Origin of the sequence: Edaphobacter sp. (genome assembly GCF_035532915.1) — a bacterium.
Taxonomy (GTDB): domain Bacteria; phylum Acidobacteriota; class Terriglobia; order Terriglobales; family Acidobacteriaceae; genus Edaphobacter.
Genome location: NZ_DATKQC010000013.1, coordinates 12,980 through 31,203 on the forward strand (window position 1 = coordinate 12,980; position 18,224 = coordinate 31,203).

General features: G+C 60.1%; 17 protein-coding genes. 12 read left to right on the plus strand and 5 right to left on the minus strand.

The annotated features are described in order from the left end of the window. Window positions 1–20 precede the first annotated feature (20 nt). From VMU57_RS00580 to VMU57_RS00590, 3 genes are read right to left on the minus strand one after another with little or no spacing between them, the layout of a single operon-like run. On the minus strand, window positions 21–392 hold the full coding sequence (locus tag VMU57_RS00580; RefSeq protein ID WP_325379707.1) for a response regulator: 372 nt from the start codon (window positions 390–392) through the stop codon (window positions 21–23). After that, a complete protein-coding gene (locus tag VMU57_RS00585; protein ID WP_325379709.1) occupies window positions 370–930 on the minus strand; it encodes a chemotaxis protein CheW in 561 nt (186 codons plus the stop codon). The genes VMU57_RS00580 and VMU57_RS00585 overlap by 23 nt, the downstream gene beginning before the upstream one ends. Continuing rightward, a complete protein-coding gene (locus tag VMU57_RS00590; RefSeq protein WP_325379711.1) occupies window positions 927–3,068 on the minus strand; it encodes a chemotaxis protein CheA in 2,142 nt (713 codons plus the stop codon). Before VMU57_RS00590 ends, VMU57_RS00585 begins: the two co-directional genes overlap by 4 nt. Window positions 3,069–3,151: 83 nt before the next feature. On the opposite strand from VMU57_RS00590, the gene cdd reads away from it, so the two are divergent. Continuing rightward, on the plus strand, window positions 3,152–3,580 hold the full coding sequence (cdd, locus tag VMU57_RS00595; RefSeq protein ID WP_325379713.1) for a cytidine deaminase: 429 nt from the start codon (window positions 3,152–3,154) through the stop codon (window positions 3,578–3,580). Between the two features lie 213 nt (window positions 3,581–3,793). Beyond that, a complete protein-coding gene (locus tag VMU57_RS00600) occupies window positions 3,794–5,176 on the plus strand; it encodes a thymidine phosphorylase (RefSeq protein WP_325379715.1) in 1,383 nt (460 codons plus the stop codon). Between the two features lie 35 nt (window positions 5,177–5,211). Here VMU57_RS00600 and VMU57_RS00605 read toward each other — a convergent pair whose 3' ends face one another. Beyond that, window positions 5,212–6,465: a cation:proton antiporter gene (locus VMU57_RS00605; protein ID WP_325379717.1), complete on the minus strand. Its 1,254-nt coding sequence runs from the start codon at window positions 6,463–6,465 to the stop codon at window positions 5,212–5,214. Between the two features lie 258 nt (window positions 6,466–6,723). Between VMU57_RS00605 and VMU57_RS00610 the strand changes: the two genes are divergently transcribed. From VMU57_RS00610 to VMU57_RS00650, 9 genes are all read left to right on the plus strand, one after another. Beyond that, on the plus strand, window positions 6,724–9,336 hold the full coding sequence (locus VMU57_RS00610; protein ID WP_325379719.1) for an AMP-binding protein: 2,613 nt from the start codon (window positions 6,724–6,726) through the stop codon (window positions 9,334–9,336). Between the two features lie 64 nt (window positions 9,337–9,400). Then, window positions 9,401–9,736, plus strand: coding sequence for a PadR family transcriptional regulator (locus VMU57_RS00615; protein ID WP_325379721.1), 336 nt, complete (start codon window positions 9,401–9,403; stop codon window positions 9,734–9,736). Beyond that, a complete protein-coding gene (locus tag VMU57_RS00620; RefSeq protein ID WP_325379723.1) occupies window positions 9,733–10,389 on the plus strand; it encodes a hypothetical protein in 657 nt (218 codons plus the stop codon). The genes VMU57_RS00615 and VMU57_RS00620 overlap by 4 nt, the downstream gene beginning before the upstream one ends. 36 nt (window positions 10,390–10,425) lie before the next feature. Further along, window positions 10,426–11,805, plus strand: a complete 1,380-nt coding sequence (locus tag VMU57_RS00625) for a hypothetical protein (protein WP_325379725.1) — start codon at window positions 10,426–10,428, stop codon at window positions 11,803–11,805. 185 nt (window positions 11,806–11,990) lie between these two features. Beyond that, complete coding sequence (locus tag VMU57_RS00630; protein ID WP_325379727.1) at window positions 11,991–12,557, plus strand: sugar O-acetyltransferase; 567 nt, start codon at window positions 11,991–11,993, stop codon at window positions 12,555–12,557. A 113-nt stretch (window positions 12,558–12,670) separates the two neighbouring features. Beyond that, window positions 12,671–13,942, plus strand: coding sequence for a diguanylate cyclase domain-containing protein (locus VMU57_RS00635; RefSeq protein ID WP_325379729.1), 1,272 nt, complete (start codon window positions 12,671–12,673; stop codon window positions 13,940–13,942). A 117-nt stretch (window positions 13,943–14,059) separates the two neighbouring features. Then, entirely contained in the window at window positions 14,060–15,295 is a 1,236-nt protein-coding gene (locus VMU57_RS00640) for a NupC/NupG family nucleoside CNT transporter (RefSeq protein WP_325379731.1), read from the plus strand. A gap of 111 nt (window positions 15,296–15,406) precedes the next feature. Beyond that, window positions 15,407–15,586: a hypothetical protein gene (locus VMU57_RS00645; protein ID WP_325379733.1), complete on the plus strand. Its 180-nt coding sequence runs from the start codon at window positions 15,407–15,409 to the stop codon at window positions 15,584–15,586. A gap of 185 nt (window positions 15,587–15,771) precedes the next feature. Next, complete coding sequence (locus tag VMU57_RS00650; RefSeq protein ID WP_325379735.1) at window positions 15,772–16,623, plus strand: purine-nucleoside phosphorylase; 852 nt, start codon at window positions 15,772–15,774, stop codon at window positions 16,621–16,623. Between the two features lie 50 nt (window positions 16,624–16,673). On the opposite strand, the gene VMU57_RS00655 is transcribed toward VMU57_RS00650, so the two are convergent. Next, window positions 16,674–17,435, minus strand: a complete 762-nt coding sequence (locus VMU57_RS00655; protein WP_325379737.1) for a lysophospholipid acyltransferase family protein — start codon at window positions 17,433–17,435, stop codon at window positions 16,674–16,676. Between the two features lie 77 nt (window positions 17,436–17,512). Here VMU57_RS00655 and VMU57_RS00660 point away from each other — a divergent pair, with 77 nt between their 5' ends. Next, window positions 17,513–18,073, plus strand: a complete 561-nt coding sequence (locus VMU57_RS00660; protein WP_325379739.1) for a DUF2062 domain-containing protein — start codon at window positions 17,513–17,515, stop codon at window positions 18,071–18,073. The last annotated feature ends 151 nt before the right edge of the window (window positions 18,074–18,224 follow it).

Here is an 18,224-nt window from a genome sequence, read left to right on the forward strand (position 1 = left end):
CCCTTTTCAATCTCTCGCTGTTAGGCCGCTGCGAGTCCAAGCAAAGCCATCTTTTCGCGCAGGCTCTCCGGAGTAAAAGGCTTCATTAAAAACTCGTCCGCGCCGTTATCCAGCGCGGTCGTAATGAAGGAGTTATCGGCCTCGGTCGTCACCATCATGACCTTCATCTCCGGCCCCAGGTGCGCCTCGCGCAACGCCTTCACACACTCCAGCCCGTTCATCACCGGCATATTTACATCCAGCAGCATCAGGTCGAACGCCTGCGCCACCGCCAGCACCTCAAGCGCGTTGCTTCCATTCACCGCCTCTTCGCACGTAATTCCCATCCTGTGCAGAAGCTGCCGCAGATAATCGCGGATAAAGCTCGAATCATCGACTATCAGTGCTCGCATCCATGGCCCCCGTACCACCTTGCCCGTTTACAGTTTGTTTGAACAGTCCCGTCTCCGCCAGCCGCGATGGCCTCAGCTTCGCCGGATCAAGCTGCACCATCAATCCCGTCTGCATCTTGTAAGCACCATCGAACAGCCACTTCCCCCTGGCTTCCAGCGTGCACGGATTCGTCTCCAGCATGCGCCGGTTCACCGTCACCACGCCGCCCACCTCATCCACCATCAAGCCGAACCGCTCCGCAACTTCATCGTCTTCTAAAACCAAAATACAACTCGCCGCGCTGTTCTCTCCCATTCCCAACAGCGCGCGAAGATTCACCGTAGTCAACACCTCGCCGCGATACGGCACCACGCCTCCGATATACGCCGGAGCCATCGGCACCCGCTGCAAATCGCGCTTCCCTAATACCTCGCGAATCTTTCTGGTATCGATTCCAAAACTCTCGCTTCCCGCAAACAGCGAGCACAGCGACACCGCATCGCTCTCATCCTGCATCCCGTCCATCGCTTCCATCACGCTTCCACTGTCAACCTTCACGCAACCTCCTTCCAGGCCGTCACAGCCCCCGCGCCAAACTGGTGATGCACCATCGTCAGCTTCTCCTTCACCAGCGCCAGCTCCATGCCATCCGTGGCCTCATCCTTGTCCAGCATCTTGCCCGTAGAAACATCCAGAACCCGCCGCACCACCATGCCAATCCGGTGTCTGCCTCCCGCACCCGCGTTGGCACAAATCAGCACCGTCACTAGAGTCTCAGCGCCCGTCTGGTCGCCGGCTTCCATCTCCGCCAGCACATTGCCGTCATCGCGCAGAGGCAGCAGGTCGCCACGATACTGCAACAGCGCCCGCCCGCCCGCATACTCAATCTGCGCCAGCGGCACGCTCTCAATTCTCTCTACTACATCCAGCGGCAGAGCAGTACGTTCCTTCACGCGATCCTCAAAGACCATGAAGGAGACATCGGAAGCATTCGCGGCCGTCGCTTCCGCATCATCAACCTCTTCCACCTCTTCCTCCATCGGCTTCACTCCAGCGCGAGCAGCCGTTGCCGCAATATCAAGAATCAGCGCCAGCGTTCCATTCCCCAGCACCGTCGCTCCAGAAAACAAGCCAATCTCGCGCAGCACCGACGACAGCGGCTTCACCACAATCTCCTCCGGCGCCAGCAGATCGTCCACCACCAATCCATAGCGACAGCCCTCGGCCTCGAGCACCGCCAGATAAAATCCATGCGCCTCATCAGTCCACTGCGAATCCAGCCCAAGCAGCCGGTCCAGCCAAACCATCGGCAGCAGCCGCTCCCGCAACCGGTAAAGCTCCGCCGCACCAATTTTTTCGATTGCCTTTTGTGCATCGCGCCTGGGCACATACACCAGCTCCACCAGCGCAGTCTGGGGCAACGCAAAGCTCTGCCCACCGCTTCGCACCACCAGCGCGGGAACAATCGCCAGCGTCAACGGAACCCGCAGCCGCAGTGTCGTTCCCTGCCCCATCTTCGATTCCACTTCAACGCTGCCGCCCACCTTCTCGACATTCGCTCGAACCACATCCATACCGACGCCGCGTCCCGAGACATTCGTCACCGCAGCCGCCGTCGAAAAGCCCGGCAGGAAAATCAGCTGCAGCGCCTCCCGCTCCGACATCCCCGCAGCCTGCTCCGCTGTCACCAGATTGCGCTCTACCGCTTTGGCCAGCACACGCTCGATGCCAATGCCCGCGCCATCGTCCGCGACTTCGATCACCACCGAGCCACCCTGATGAAATGCCCTCAGCTTCACGCATCCTTCGGCTGGCTTACCCGCCAACACCCGAATATGCGGCGCTTCAATTCCATGATCGACGGAGTTCCTCACCGCGTGGGTCAGCGGATCTTTGATCGCCTCCAGCAAACTCTTATCCAGCCCCGTCTCCTGCCCGCTGAACTCAATCCTCACGTCGCGTCCACAAGTCCGCGCCAGATCTCTCACCAGCCGCGGAAACTTGCCAAACAGATTCCCCACCGGCTGCATCCGCGCCTGCATCACCGTCTCGCGCAGGTCCGCGGTCACACTGTCCAGTCGTCGCGCCAGCTCAGGAAAATTCGCGGCCTCCGTATTGCTCTGCAACATCTGGTTGCGCGTCAGCACCAGCTCGCCGACCAGGTTCATCATTCGATTCAGCACGTCGACATCGATGCGGAGCGTCTTATCACCGCTCCCCATCCCTGCCACCGCAGCTCCACCCGCCGCTGGCACTGCGGTCGCATGTACCTCAGCGTCATCATGGTGCGCTGCCTCCACCGGCGGCGGAGCGGCTCCATTCAAAGCCGTAAGCTCGGCGATCAGTTCGCCGTCTTCATCATCAGTCCTCGTCCCTTCGCCACCCGTCTCCTCAATCAGGGTGAGGATCGCACGCAGTCCGTCGAGCAGACTCAGCAGCCCGCTAATCAGCTCCGAAGTCACCGCCAGCTTGCCATCCCGCAGCGAGCCCAGCAGGTGCTCGCCGGTATGCGCCAGCTTTTCCAGCCGGTCAAAGCCCAGAAACCCCGTCGTCCCTTTGATCGTATGCACCGAGCGGAAGATATCTCCCACCAGCTCCCCGTCGTCAGGCCGCACCTCAAGCTCAGTCAGGCACCGTTCCATCCGGTCCAGGCCTTCCTGGCTCTCTGCGATAAATTCTTTGGTCAGGTCATCCACAAACTATTTATCGGTAGATACGACTTAACCATTAGCCGCCCCTCACTTGCCTATCTGGATACCCACCCATTAGCCTCACAAACATGCCGTCGAACTCCGCAACCGACCTAACGCCGTCCCTGATCGACCAGCTTCAGCAGAAAGCCGCCGCAGCCGCCAAAAACGCCTACGCCCCCTACAGCCACTTCCGCGTAGGCGCAGCCGTTCTCCTCGAAGACGGCTCCATCGTCACCGGCTGCAACGTCGAAAACGCCTCCTACCGGCTCACCACCTGCGCCGAGCAGGCCGCCATCGCCTCAGCCGTCAGCCTCCACGGCCCGGCTATCCGCATCCGCGCCATCGCCGTCGCCAACCTCAACAACGCCGCCAGCCAACCCTGCGGAGCCTGCCGCCAAACCATCCTGGAATTCAGCACACCCCACACCCTCATATTCTTCCCCAAACAAGACGGCACCTTCGACCAGCTCCCCATCGCCGATCTTCTGCCTTCGGCCTTCCATCTCAAGCCATAAAGCTTTCCTGCCACCGTTGCAGTTGTTGCCGTAGTAGTAGTCGCAGCTAGGTACAGCGAGGCTTCAGCCTCGCGTCTAAAAAAACCGCCGCGAAGCGGCCTCCGCTCTGCCGAAGGCCGGAGTGAATCCCAAAGGGCGCAACGATCAATCCATTGCCGTTGCAGTTGCTCTTAGCTCCCTCTCCCAATCCTGCTCTAATAGATAAGACAAGCCATGACCATCCATGCCATCGATGTCATCCTCCACAAGCGCGACGGCCTCGCCCTCACCGACGCCGAGATCCAATCCTTCATCCGCGCCCTCGTAGACCGCACGCCGGAAAAACAATTCGTCACCGACGCCCAAATCGCCAGCCTCCTCATGGCCATCTTCCAGCACGGCCTCGACACCCGCGAGCTCGCCACGCTCACCACCGCCATGCGCTTCTCCGGCGAAACCTTCGACGCCACGCCCCTCCACACCTTCACGATAGACAAACACTCCACCGGCGGAGTCGGCGACAAGACCTCCCTGCTCATCGCCCCCATCCTGGCCGCCGCAGGTCTATCGAAGCCCAAGCCCGGCGGAGTCCCCGGCATCTGCGTCCCCATGATCAGCGGCCGCTCCCTAGGACACACCGGCGGCACGCTTGATAAATTAGAGACCATCCCCGGCTTCAACACCCAGCTCAATCTCCAGCAACTCACATCTGTATTAAAGGAATGCGGAGCCGCCCTCATCGGCCAGACCCCACGCGTCGTCCCAGCCGACCGCATCCTCTACGCCCTCCGGGACCACACCGGCACCGTCGAATCCCCTTTCCTCATCTGCGCCAGCATCATGAGCAAGAAGCTCGCCGAAAGCCTCAACGCCCTCGTCCTCGACGTCAAAGTAGGGAGCGGGGCCTTCATGCCCACCTACGAAAAATCCAAATTCCTCTCCGAGCTCATGGTCCGCACCGGCGAAGCCTCAGGCACCCGCACCGCCGCGCTCCTCACATCAATGGACGAGCCTCTAGGCCGCTTCTCCGGTAACTGGATCGAAGTCTGGGAGTGCGTCGACATCATGCAGGGCAAGCGCCACCCCATGTCCGCCGACCTCATCGAACTCTCGAACATCCTCTCCGGCTGGATGCTCCATCTCGCAGGCCGCGCCGACACCCCCGAATCAGGCGCAAATCTCTCCGACGAAATACTAGCCAGCGGCGAAGCCTACCAAGCCTGGCTCAAGATCATCGCAGCCCAGAGCGGCGACATCACCATCTTCGAAGACCCCGCAGCCTTCCACAAACCCACCGCCACGCGCACTCTCACGGCGTCACAAGACGGCTACCTCAGCAGCATGGACTGCAAACAAGTAGGCTGGGCCGTCCAGCGTCTCGGCGCAGGCCGCGCCAAACCCGGCGACGCCGTCAGCGCCCACGCAGGCATCGAGATGCACGCGAAGCGAGGCGACAAATTAGAAAAGGACCAGCCCCTCGTCACAATCTTCGCCGAAGACGCAACCCTTCTCGACGAGCCCGAGCATATGCTCCAGAAAACCTTACAAATCTCCACAACCCCACCAAAGCTCCAACCCCTCATCCGCGAAATCGTCACAGTAAACGACCTGACCTGATATTTGCTCAGTCGATCGCAACGATGTCTACGGCCTCAATCGGCAGTAGCCAAAACGGCAAGGTCGTGGCCTTTCTGGCCCCGGTCTTCAATACCAAGCAGGTTGAGCACCGGCGTCGTGATCATGGTCGTAACCAACGCCATCACAACCAGCATGGTAAACAGCGTCGGAGAAAAGACGTGAGCGTTATAGGCGATATTCAGCACAATCAACTCCACTAGGCCACGAGTATTGAGCAAAGCTCCCAAAGCTACGGCATTCTGCCACGACTGTCCGGTCCACCGCGCCGCGAGCACCGCGCCTCCCATCTTTCCCGCAACAGCGACAATCAGGACAACTCCCATCCAGAACCATATTCTGCTTCCGGTGAGCAGATCCAGCCGCGTCCGCATCCCCGTCAAAGCAAAGAAGAGCGGCAGCAGCAACACAGATACGATCGTGTCCACACGCGTTCTAATTGCGACCTGCCAACTCTTGATGCGCGGAAAGCAGACGCCTGCCAGAAACGCGCCAAACAGAGGATGCACGCCGATCGCCTCCGTCGCTGCAGCAGAAGACAGAGCGATGGCGACGATGATCCCCAGAAGTTCATAAGAGAATGCAATGCTGTCCTTGCGTCTGACCAGCCAGTTCCCCAGCGGACGAACGACGCCCAGCATGACGACAAGATATCCGCACAAAAGCAGAAACCTGTAATGCAAGCCCATCGAGTGCTCGCTATGAGGCAGCAGCGTCAGCGCAATTGCAAGCAGCATCCACGCGCATACATCATCGACTGCGGCGCACATCAGCGCAGTCGTCCCTAGCGGCGTCGATTGCAGTCCTCTTTCTTCCAGTATCCGGGCCAGCACCGGAAACGCTGTGATGCTCATGGAGATGCCGAGGAAAAGCACGAAGGGAATGCTGCCGATTCCATCCGGGGCAAATCGAATGCGCAGCGAATGAGCAACCATCGCCGCCATGATGAACGGGAACAGGATACTCATGCCGCTTGCAAGAGTGGCCGTTCCCCTCTGCTGGCGCAGGTGCTCATAGTCGAGTTCACTTCCAATCAGAAAAAGAAAAAGGATCAGTCCGATCGTGCTCAATATCTCGAACGAAGCAAAGGAGCTTTGAGGAAATAGTGTTGCCCAACTGTGTGGCGCGATGCGACCAAAGACCGACGGGCCAATCAGAATGCCGCCCAGTATCTCACCGATAACCCTGGCCTGGCCAAGCTTGCGCGCGATCCATCCACAGAGAAGGGCGGTCAGCAATACGGTAGTCATCTGCACAAGTAACAGGGTCATCGTACCTCCGGTCTATCTAAAGTCCGTCTACATGGAAGGCCACCTCAACGTACGGCCCTTTATTTCATAAGTTGATCGGACAAGGAGTATTGCGTTTATCCTAGGATGCTTTCTTCAACCCTAACGTCGTGCCATCTGGATAAAAATAACCGCGAAAAAATCTCTTTGGAAAAATGCTGCATCTTTCGCATTTATATCACCCACTCCTTATCCACAAGATCGTCACGCGACCTGCCCCATAACCACTATGATGAAACCGTGCGCGCTCATCTGGCCAGCCTCGTGCACGAGTTTCGCCAGCACGCTGCCCAGACGGCGGTGGTGTCCCATCGCGGCAACCGCAGCTATCGAACCACCTACAGCGAAATCGCAAACCTCGCAGGCCGTTTCGCCGCAGAGCTCGACCGCCGCAACATCGTCCCCGGCGAGCGAGTCATCCTCTACGGCGCGAACTCCGCCGAATGGATCGCCGCATTCTTCGGCTGCCTTCTCCGTGGAGTCATCGCCGTACCGCTCGACACCGCAGGCTCCCCCGCCTTCGCCCAACACATCTTGAACGACGTCACCCCCAGGCTCATAGCAGGCGACCAGCCTCTGCTCGCCTCGCTGAAGACAGACATACCCCAACTCGATCTTTCAACCATGGCCGCGCATCTCCCCACCGAACCAAACTTCACCGTAAGCAGCGCCGTCAACGATCAAACGCCTTTCCAAATCATCTTCACCTCAGGGACAACCTCAGAGCCAAAGGGCATCGTCCACACCCACCGCAACGTGCTGGCCAGCCTTCAGCCCATCGAAGACGAGATCGCAAAGTATCGCCGCTACGAGCGCTGGGTCCATCCCCTCCGCTTCCTGCACACCCTCCCTCTCAGCCACGTCTTCGGTCAGTTCATGGGCCTCTGGATTCCTCCGCTACTCGCCGCCGAGATCCATTTCGTCGACCAGCTCGAAGGCCGCCGCATGACCCACCTCATCCACCGCGAACGCATCTCCGTCCTCATCGCCGTGCCGCGCGTGCTGCACCTGCTGCGCGCCCATCTGCTGTCGCAATTCCACCTCTCCCCCGAAAATTTAGAGCAAGCCAACACCCTCTCTCCCTGGAAGCGCTGGTGGAGATTTCGCTCCGTCCACCGCGCTCTCGGCTGGAAGTTCTGGGCCATCATCTCCGGCGGCGCGACCCTCTCCGCCGATCTTGAACGCTTCTGGAACCAACTGGGTCTCGCGCTGATACAAGGCTACGGAATGACCGAAACCGCCGCGCTGATCACGCTCAACCATCCCTTCCGCGTAGCCCACGGAACCATCGGAAAGGCACTCCCTGGCCGCGAAGTGCGCCTCAGCGACGAAGGCGAGATTTTAGTGCGTGGCGACATGCTGGCCGCATCCACCTGGCAGAGCGGCAAGATGCATCCCCGCGAGAGCGAGTGGCTAGCAACCGGCGATCTCGCAGCCCAAGGCAACTCCGGCGAGCTGCGCTTCCTCGGCAGAAAAGGCGACGTCATCGTCACCGCCGCAGGCATGAACATCCACCCCGCCGACCTCGAAGCAGCCATGAACGCCCAGCCCGGCATACGCGAATGCGTCGTCGTTCCATACGAGACCGCAGCCAGCGGCGCAGAACCAGTGGCAACCGTCCTCTTCACCGGAAGCGAAGAAGAGCTGCAAACAGCAGTCGCCAACGCAAATCGCACACTCGCCAGTCATCAGCAGATTCGCCGCGTGCTGAAGTGGCCGCAGCTGCAATTCCCCTACACCTCCACCGGCAAGCTCTTGCGAAGAGAGGTAAATCAATGGGCCTGCAGCACCATCCTTAATCAACAATCTCAGCCATCCCCCTCCACTGATGCAGACGCAGACATCCTGCTCAAATTAATCGCAACCGTAACCGGCGAACCCATCTCCCATCCCAACGACCAACTCCGCCTCTCCGAAGACCTTCATCTCGACAGCCTCGGACGCGTCCAGCTACAGTCCGAACTCGAACAGCAGCTCCAACTCGAACTCAGCGACGAAGCCATCGCCAAGGCCATCACCCTCGGCAATCTGCGCCAGCTACTCCACAGCGAGACCGCTCCCCCCGCAGCAGAACCCTCCATCGCAACCCTCCCGGACGAAGCCCACGCCACGCCCGCGCAAGCTCCAATAGTTAAACCAGAGTTCACTGCGCCCCACCACATCTATCCCCACTGGCCCTGGCTCTGGCCCATCAAAGCCGCTCGCATCGCCTTCATCGAACTCATCATGCGACCCTTGATCTGGCTACTCGCAGCACCGCGAGTCGTGCGCCCACCAAACCAAACTCCACACGGCCCCCTGCTCCTCATCGCCAATCACGTCACCGCCTACGATGGAGCCCTGATCCTCTACGCCCTGCCTGCGCATCTGCGGCATCAAACAGCAATTGCCATGTCCGGCGAGATGCTGTTCGACCTCCGCCGCGGCCAAAACCAATCCAACACCCTCTTCAACCTACTGGCCCCAGCAGGCTACTGGCTCATCACCGCACTGTTCAACGTCTTCCCCCTGCCCCGTCAGCGCGGCTTTCAACGGAGCTTCGAACACGCGGGCGAGGCAATGGACAAAGGCTACTCCGTACTGATCTTTCCCGAAGGCACACGCAGCCCCAATGCAAAGCTGCACCCCTTCCGTCCCGGCATCGGACTGCTGGCGCAACAGTCCGGCGCAGCGGTCCTCCCCATAGCCCTCATCGGCCTCGATCAAATAAAACAAACAGGCTGGTTCCGCTCCAGCCATCTGGAGATACGCCTCGGCGAAATCATCCCTGTCGACGAACACTCCACCCCCACAGACCTGACACAAACGTTCGAAGCCAGCCTCCGCCATCTCAGCAGCCTACAAAAAACATAAGCTTGCTACAACCGCATTTGGCCTCTGTTTACAATATTATTATTTCTTCGCTATAATTGAAGATATGAGAGAGCATACTTACCTCGGCGAGTTCGAACTCATGCTTCTCCTCACCATCCTTCATCTCGGAGACGATGCCTACGGTGTCCCTCTCTCCCGCGAGCTGGCAACCCTGCGTGGCCGCGACGTCTCCATCGGCAGCGTCTACGCCGCATTGGACCGGCTCGAAATCAAGGGCCTCATCACATCCAGTCTCGGCGACTCCACTCCCGAGCGAGGCGGCAGAGCCAAGCGATACTTCCGCGTCACCCGGCAAGGGCTCAAATCCGTCAACGAAACCCGCAAGGTCCTCAGCAAGTTGTGGAAGTCGCTCCCGTCGCCGAAGGAGGAACTCGCATGAAGCAGGCAAAGTCCGTAGCTCTCGCAAGCTGGCTGCTCAAGCACTTTACCTTCGGGCCTCACCGCGAAGCGCTCACCGGCGACCTCTCCGAAGAGCTTCAATCCGGTCGCTCGCCGAGCTGGTACTGGCGCCAGGTCCTGTCCGCAATCGCCGTTGGAGTCCTCAGAAGATCTCGTGACTATCTACTGGCTCTGCTCTTCTCCCTCGCGTGGAGCATGTTCTATCCCGCCTGGCGGCTTTGCCTCTCAAGAATCAGGCTGCCCCACATTCTCCCTCAACCCTGGGGGTCAATCGATCTACCCTACTCCACGGGCCTGCACGGCATCGCTGAAATGATTCCAGCTACCGTCTTCGTCTGGCTTGGTCTCTTTCTCTATCTCTTCCTGCGTTCCCAACAAATCTCTGGTCTCTCCGCGGTCCGGCTTCTCGCCAGCCTGTCGATCAGCCTCAACACTCTTTTTATAGCCACCGCCGGAATATGGCTTCTCCTCAAGCCTTCACAAATAGGTCCGGGAGAGTTGAATCCCGAGAGCCTCCAATCGAACTCTTACCTGGTCGCCATCTGCATTCCTTTGGCTCTGGGCCTCTTCTCCGCCATCGCATCTGCGCTCCCTCTCTCGCACCGCCGCAACTCCGCTCCACTCCCGGGATAAATCAACACCGTTGGCAGCGCAAAGGGAGCGTGCATCTTGCAGCAAATCGGCAATACCGAAATCCTCGCAAGCACCCCGGATCACCCCGTCAACGCTCGTCGCCGCTGGCTAGCGATGCTCACCGGCCTGAACCTCGCAATCGCCGTCAGCTACCTCGGCTGCAAACCGCCGCAAAACCATACGCTCTCCCTCGGCGCTCGCCTCTTAACCTCCGCCGCCTATATTTTGATCGCGTGCCTGGCAGGCTCCTTCGGCACCTGGATCGCGCTCCCGCGCAACGCTCGCCATCAATTCCGCAGCCTTGCTCTCTGGGGCATCCGGTGCTGGGTATTTCTTCCTTCCATCATGATTTTTCTCCGGGAGAAAGTCCTATGGGCACCCATCCTCGCCTTCTCATCGGCGGTACTGATGGCGCTCTATTTAAGTCGCATGACTAACGCCCCGCCACGTCGCTCCGATCAAGAGGTCGAGAAAAATATCTTCATCACCCAGCTCCATTTTGAGCCCATCTCCTCGGCCACCGTCGCAGCCTCGCTCTGTCTCTATGGAGCGGTGGTCTCCGCCATGACAGGAAGAACATCTCTGTCGACCCTCCTTCTGGCAACCGGCTCCTTCCTTCTAACCTCGCGGATCATCGCAACGCAATCACGAACCGGCGATCGCCCACGTCAAAGACCGCGTCCCTATGCGCTCATAGCATGTGCTTTCCTATGCGCCTTCGTAGCGCTAACCGTTCCCGGTCAGATTCGCTATCCCCTCTTCGAGCAGCCGTCCGCAGTGAAGTCTCAGGCCGCAAGGCAGGCCTCTCAGCAAACTTCGTCCGCCGGGTATCGCACCATCGTCTTATGGCCGCTCCCAAAAAAAGAGAAGATGTTGACGTCCCCCAGCACAGACACAGACGCAAGCTCCGGCCACAAAGCCCGGCCCTGGGTGATCCCCTTTGACGGCCCCTACTGGTACTTCAAGTTCCCCGGCGAATCCCCCGGCCCCCTGGCTCGCAACGCCCATGGAGATCCGCTCAAAGTAAATGTTCGCTCCACCGACACCTCTCCCCTGCTCATGGAGGCGCACCAATATCTCGCCGCTCCCGTCGACCTCTCCTGCTGCCGCGAGCTCCAGGTCGTCTTCCGCAACGATGTCTCGCTGGGAGCGTCCCAGGTCGGCATCCTTCTCACGGACTCCCATGCCAAATCAAAGTCGTCTCAAAGCCTCGGCATAAAACCCATCGCTCCTGGCCCCCCCGGCCAGACTCCTCAAAACTCATCTCCCATCGAAGAGACCGTCAGCTTCCCGATTCCAAAACCCAGCACGATCAAACAGTTCGACCAGATCACCGTCGCCCTCCTGCCCCGCTCTCCGTACGCGACCGCAGGCCGAAAAGTCGCAATCGAAGAGTTCATCATGATCCCCAACTGATCACGTCCCCTTTGAACCGCCGCTCTTGACACGCCCGCTATAATTAACCCAGAAGAGAAAAACGAAATCCAGTCCGGCTACCGCCGGATTTCGCATTTAAGTCAAACTTTTCAACACCCGAAGTCCAGACTTAAAGTATCTACTTCGAAGACTTTAGGACTTTATGGGGGGAGGGGGGGTACACCATGCAGCCAGGCAAAACCGAAAAAGAAAAGATGCTCTCCGGCGAGCTCTACGACGCCAGCGATCCCATCCTCATCGCCGACCGCAACCACGCCGCCGCGCTGCTCTACCGATACAACACCACGCCCCACCACGCCGTCACTCACGCCCCGTTGCTCGCCCAGCTTCTCGCCGCCTGCGGTCCACGCTCCACGATCCGGCCACCGTTTTACTGCGACTACGGCTACAACATCCGCCTCGGCAGCGGCGTCTTCCTCAACTTCAACTGCGTTTTGCTCGACGTCACCTCCATCGAGATCGGCGACCAGACCCAGATCGGCCCTGCCGTCCAGATCTACGCCGCCGATCATCCCCGTTCTCCCGAAGCTCGCCGCGCCGGCCTCGAGAACGGCTGTCCCGTCCGCATCGGCGCCAACGTCTGGATCGGTGGCGGAGCCATCATCCTTCCCGGCGTCACCATCGGCGACGACGCCATCATCGGCGCTGGCAGTGTAGTCACCCGAGACGTCCCGCCCGGCGCAACCGTCGTCGGCAATCCAGCCCGCATCTCTCCCGGCAACAAAAAATAATACGCGACTGCACCCGATTGTCGGATAATCGACACAACGATACCCCCTAACTCAGGGGGGAACCATCTGGGCCCGTTCAACGATCTTCCTGCGCATTATTTCCGCGGAGCTTGATGAATTACGCCTTCCTTCCCGATCTCTCAGCCCTGACGATCCTCATCGTCATCCTGCTCATCATGCGCAGGCGCCATCCCCACGAACAGGCAGACATCTGGATCCTTGGTCTGCTCATCACCCTGGTCGAATCCTCGGCCCATATCTTCTACACGAAGAACGGCTTGCCCAACCACATCCTGCACGTCATCGTCCTCAACTGCTATCTTTTGGCCGGAGTCGTCTTCACCTGGGACGCCAGAAGACATCCGACTCCCGCCCGCGTCCGGCTCATCTATCTCACCCTCAACACGCTGCCCCTGCTCGTCATCAACACTCTCTACGGCTTCTACGTCAACAAACCCGCTTCTTACTATCCAGCGATCGCTGCAGGCCTGATCATCGCTGTCGCCAGCTCTCTTTATCTTCGCCGCACCTTCCTCGTCACCGCGCTCCATCTCACCGGATGGCTCGGCATCGCCTTCCTTATCAGCCACGGCGACTACCGAAAGGCGGTCTACTGGAGCCTCTGCGGCGTCTACGCCGTCGCCGCACGAAAGTATCAGCAGCGCCTGCCGCGCGAAAGCACCGGACGCCTGGCGATTCTCACCGGCTTTGGCATCTGGTCTCTCTGTTTCTTTGTGCATCCCTTTATCGTCACCTACCGCTCCTACGCCGACATCGCCTCTCATGTCTGGAACATGCAGAAGACCCTGATCACCATCGGCATGATCCTCGTCATGCTGGAAGAACAGGTCTCCAGCAACCAGTGGCTCGCGCTGCACGACCACCTCACCGGTCTGCCCAACCGTCGCTCCTTCGAGGACCACCTCAACGCCGCACTCACCCGCTGCCGCCGCGCCAACGACCACCTTGCCCTGGTGATCCTCGATCTCAACGGCTTCAAGAAGATCAACGACGCCCTTGGACATCAGGCCGGCGATCAGATCCTCTGCGGCATCGCAAAGAACCTTCAAGAAGATCTCCCCTTCTACAACACGCTCGCCCGTCTTGGTGGCGACGAGTTCACCCTCATCGCTCCCGACATCAAGGACGACCGTGTCCTCGACCAGCTTTTGAGCACGATTCAAAGCTCCGTACAAAGACCCATCCATATTGATGGGCAATCCTTCAGCATGACCGCCTGCTTCGGCCTCGCCATCTATCCCGATGACGCTGAAGACGCAACCCGGTTGCTCAGCATCGCCGACAAGCGAATGTACGCCCTCAAGCAAAGACCGGTCTCCAACGGCCAAATCAACCTCGGCATCGCCTCCGCCCACCTCCAGTAACCCTTGACCGTCAGGACGAATCAGGCGAAGCTGCAGCAACGTTTTGGATAGCTCCCCTTCACCCGGTACACTCATCCCAAAGATTTCGCACGCGCCTTACCCTTGCAGGAGCACCCTTTGGCTCGTTTCACCGGTCTTCTAGGACTCATCGTCTTCATCGGCGTCGCCTACGTCTTCTCCACCAATCGCCGCGCCATCCGCTGGCGCACCGTAGCCTGGGGCCTCGGCCTGCAATTCCTCTTCGCCTTCATCGTGCTCGACTCCACCCTCGGTCAGCGCTTCCTCGCCGCCGCCGGCAGCGCTGTCAACCAGCTGCTCGAACACTCTGTCGCCGGCTCCGAGATGGTCTTCGGCCCACTCGGCGGCAGCAACACAGCCGTCGCCATCTTCGCCTTCCGCGTCCTGCCCACCATCATCTTCATCTCCGCCTTCTTCGCCGTCCTCTACTACATCGGCTTCATGCAACTCGTCATCCGCGCCTTCGCCTGGGTCATGCAAAAGACCATGGGCATCTCCGGTGCCGAGTCCACCAACGTTGCCGCCAGCATCTTCATGGGCCAGACCGAGGCCCCGCTCACCATCCGCCCCTTCCTCAACGGAGCCACCTACTCCGAGTTGATGACCATCATGACCTCGGGCATGGCTCACGTCTCCGGCGGCATCATGGCGGCCTACATCGCCTACGGCATCCACGCGGCGGATTTACTTGCGGCTGTCATCATGACCGCGCCCGGCACCATCCTCATCGCCAAGATGCTCGTCCCCGAGACCGAAGTCCCCGCCACCGCAGGCATCGTCAAGATGCCGCCCAGCGAAGAGCACAGCAACGAAAACTTCATCGGAGCCATCGCTCGCGGCACCATCGACGGCGGCGCACTCGCCTTCAACGTCGCCATCATGCTCATCAGCTTCCTCGCGCTGGTCTCGCTCACCAACGGCATCTTCGGCGGCATCCACAACCTCCTCGCTCCGCACCACATTCCCTTCCCTGTAAGCCTCAATGCAATCCTCGGCTTCTTCTTCGCTCCCGTAGCATGGCTGATCGGCATCCCCTGGCACGAGGCCAAACTCGTCGGCAACCTGCTCGGCACCCGCACCGTCCTCAACGAGCTGATCGCCTACACCGACCTCGGCGCACAGCGAGCATTAATCTCACCCCGCAGCTTCACCATCACCACCTTCGCCCTCTGCGGCTTCGCCAACCTAAGCTCCATCGGCATCCAGATCGGAGGCATCGGCGCTCTCATCCCCGAACGCCGCAACGACCTCGCCCGCCTCGGCTTCCGCGCCATGGTCGCGGGAACCCTGGCCAACCTCATGTCCGCCGCCATCGTCTCCATGCTCATCCACTGAAAGCTCTGCCAAATACTCACATCAGAGCCAGAATGACAATTGATTCATCTTCGCCAAATTTGCTGACGTGTCGCTTCTGCTGGCCGATAACGACCTAAGAAGGAGCTATTTATGAGTCTTGCACCAATTAGCAGTATCCCGCCGGCACCTGCGCCGGTCGAACCGAAGAGCGCTCCAGCGGCTCCGACAGCATCTCCCGTTGTAAAGACCCCAGCCCAGGACACCGTCTCCATCAGTTCGGCGGCTCATCAGGCAGCAGCTTCGAGCGACCCCGATCACGACGGACACTAAACCCCAGACGCGCTACAACAGCAGCAAATCCTCTGCCGATCTTTGACGCAAAGCTCGCGCTGAAGATCGGAGAGGGCCTCTCTCTTTTGAAGAGCTTCTCCAATAAGACACAGACGAGAAAGACGCGAAGGGCCAGAAATCACATTTACCTATCCCCTCTTGTCGAGTTAGATATAAATAGGGAGATGGAAATACCTCTCGAAGCCCCCACCCTTACCGACATCTACACCCGAGCCACCACCGCCGCGAACTGCATCCGCACTCTTACTCCCCTCACCCCACGCCTCGGCATCATCCTCGGCTCCGGCCTCGGCAACTTCGCCTCGCAGGTCGAAGACCCCACCACCATTCCCTACGCCGACATCCCGCATTTCCCTCAATCCACCGTCGAAGGCCACTCCGGCAAGCTCATCCTCGGCACCATCGCCGGAGTTCCCGTCGCCGTCATGCAGGGTCGCGTCCACGCCTACGAGGGCTACCCTCTCTCCGAAGTCACCTTCCCCACGCGAGTCCTCGGTCTGCTCGGCTGCAAATCGCTCATCGTCACCAACGCCGCCGGAGCCATCAACACCTCGTATCAACAAGGCGGCCTCGTCGCCATCTCCGACCACATCAACCTCACCGGTTCCAACGCCGCTCTGGGCCCCAACGAAACCAAGTTCGGCCCACGCTTCTTCGACATGACCACCGCCTACTCGCCGCAACTGCGCGCCCTCGCCCAAACCGAAGCCGCAAAGCAAAACATCCCACTAGCTGAAGGGGTCTACCTCGCCGTCCTCGGTCCCAGCTACGAGACACCCGCCGAGATCCGCGCCTTCCGCACTCTCGGAGCCGACCTCGTCGGCATGTCCACCGTCCACGAGGTCATCGTCGCCCGCCACATGGGCCTCGAAGTCCTCGGTCTCTCGCTCGTCACCAACATGGCCGCCGGAGTCCTCAACGAAGCCATCAACCACGCCGAAGTTATGGAGACCGGTCGCCGCGTCGAGCGCCAGTTCACCAGCCTCCTCACTGCCCTCATCCCCCAAATCAAATAGCCGGGTGCGGGTGCCCCATATCTCGATTTTGAGATATGGGTTTCCACCTCTTACCTCTCCGCAGTTTCAACCATGCCCTCTAACCCCGCCACCGCGGCCCGCGCCTCGATCGCAGCCAGCTTCCGGTGCATCACGTCGCTCGAAAACTTAATCGGCCTCTCCGCAAACCGCACCTCCGCCCGCAGCCCGCGCAATCCCAGCAGCTTGAAGATATGCGGCAGCATCTTCGCATCGCCCCAGTAGCAGACATCGTCCGCCACCGTCGCATCGTTCTCCGCGGTCAGGCGATACCGTAGATAAGCGGCAGTAACCGGCATCCCGGTCTCCATCGCCTGCGCCAGCAGACCGCTGTGAAATTTCAGCATCTCACTCCCATTCGTGGTCGTCCCCTCAGGAAAAAACACCACCGGCAACCCCGCATCCGCAGCCGCCTGCATCCCGCTGCGCGCCTTCACCGCCGATCCGCCATGGCCGCGAGCGACGTAGACCGTCCCCGCCATGGTCGTCATCCAGCCCAGCACCGGAACCTCCTGCAGCTCCGCCTTCGACACAAAGACGCACGAATGCAGCGACGCGAACACGACAATGTCTAAATACCCCAGATGGTTCGAGATCACCGCTCCGCGCTCAGGAAACGTCCCCACCACGTCGACCTCAATGCCAAGCCCTCGAATCGCCCGTGCCGCAAACCGGTGCAGCCAATCCGCCCGCGCCTCGCGCGTCTTGGGACGCTTCACCAGAAGCTCCGTCCCCGCCTCCGCAAACATCCCCGCCAACCGGATACTTCGTCCCAAAGACCGCAGAAAACTCACCAGACCACTCCCGCCTCTCGATAACGAACACAACCCTCGTTGCGCAGTCTATCCTGTTATCAGTGACGACGAGCGACGTGACCCCATCCAGCGCCCAACCCGCCTCCCCGCCGCTCCATCACAACTGGGCTTACCGCCGTGTCGCCCTTCCCATCTTCGCGCTGCTCCGCATGGGGGCCTCCCCGCGGAAACTCGCCTGGAGCATCGCCGTCGGCCTGCTGATCGGCATCAACCCCGTCCTCGGCAGCACCACCGTCGTCTGCCTCGCCGCCGCCTTCGTCCTGCGCCTCAACGTGGCCGCCTCGCAACTGGCCAACCACGCCGTCTACCCGCTCCAACTCCTGCTTCTGATCCCCTTCATCCGGTTCGGCGATGTCATCTTCCACACCGCGCCCATGCCCTTCACCGCCAAAGCGCTGATCCACGCCGCCCGCCACAACCCCATCGCTCTCACCCGTCAGCTATGGACGTGGGAGTGGCACGCCCTTGTGCTCTGGTTTGCCCTCGCCGTCGTGTTCGTCCCCATCATCGCGCTGTCGATCACGCCATTCCTTCGCCGCCTGCTCGTCCGCATCGAGCACCACCAGTACCCCCTCATCCACCCGCCGCACGTCTCCCTCCACCGCGCCGACTCATAGCCAACTTCCCACAAGCGCGTTTTCTATGAGCAGGTCACTGGTGTCAAGGTTTGTTCTTTGCTTTTTCCTTCATAGTGTTTTTGTTGTTGTTCTTGGTTTCGTTGCGCCGCATGTTGCTCTCCACCGGGTTTCTATTCGCACTCTGGATGAG

Excerpts from the sequence above, each read along its gene's own strand:
- VMU57_RS00580 (WP_325379707.1), bottom strand. The coding sequence starts at position 392 with ATGCGAGCACTGATAGTCGATGATTCGAGCTTTATCCGCGATTATCTG.
- cdd (WP_325379713.1), top strand. The coding sequence starts at position 3,152 with ATGCCGTCGAACTCCGCAACCGACCTAACGCCGTCCCTGATCGACCAG.
- VMU57_RS00600 (WP_325379715.1), top strand. The coding sequence starts at position 3,794 with ATGACCATCCATGCCATCGATGTCATCCTCCACAAGCGCGACGGCCTC.
- VMU57_RS00605 (WP_325379717.1), bottom strand. The coding sequence starts at position 6,465 with ATGACCCTGTTACTTGTGCAGATGACTACCGTATTGCTGACCGCCCTT.
- VMU57_RS00615 (WP_325379721.1), top strand. The coding sequence starts at position 9,401 with ATGAGAGAGCATACTTACCTCGGCGAGTTCGAACTCATGCTTCTCCTC.
- VMU57_RS00620 (WP_325379723.1), top strand. The coding sequence starts at position 9,733 with ATGAAGCAGGCAAAGTCCGTAGCTCTCGCAAGCTGGCTGCTCAAGCAC.
- VMU57_RS00630 (WP_325379727.1), top strand. The coding sequence starts at position 11,991 with ATGCAGCCAGGCAAAACCGAAAAAGAAAAGATGCTCTCCGGCGAGCTC.
- VMU57_RS00635 (WP_325379729.1), top strand. The coding sequence starts at position 12,671 with ATGAATTACGCCTTCCTTCCCGATCTCTCAGCCCTGACGATCCTCATC.
- VMU57_RS00645 (WP_325379733.1), top strand. The coding sequence starts at position 15,407 with ATGAGTCTTGCACCAATTAGCAGTATCCCGCCGGCACCTGCGCCGGTC.
- VMU57_RS00650 (WP_325379735.1), top strand. The coding sequence starts at position 15,772 with ATGGAAATACCTCTCGAAGCCCCCACCCTTACCGACATCTACACCCGA.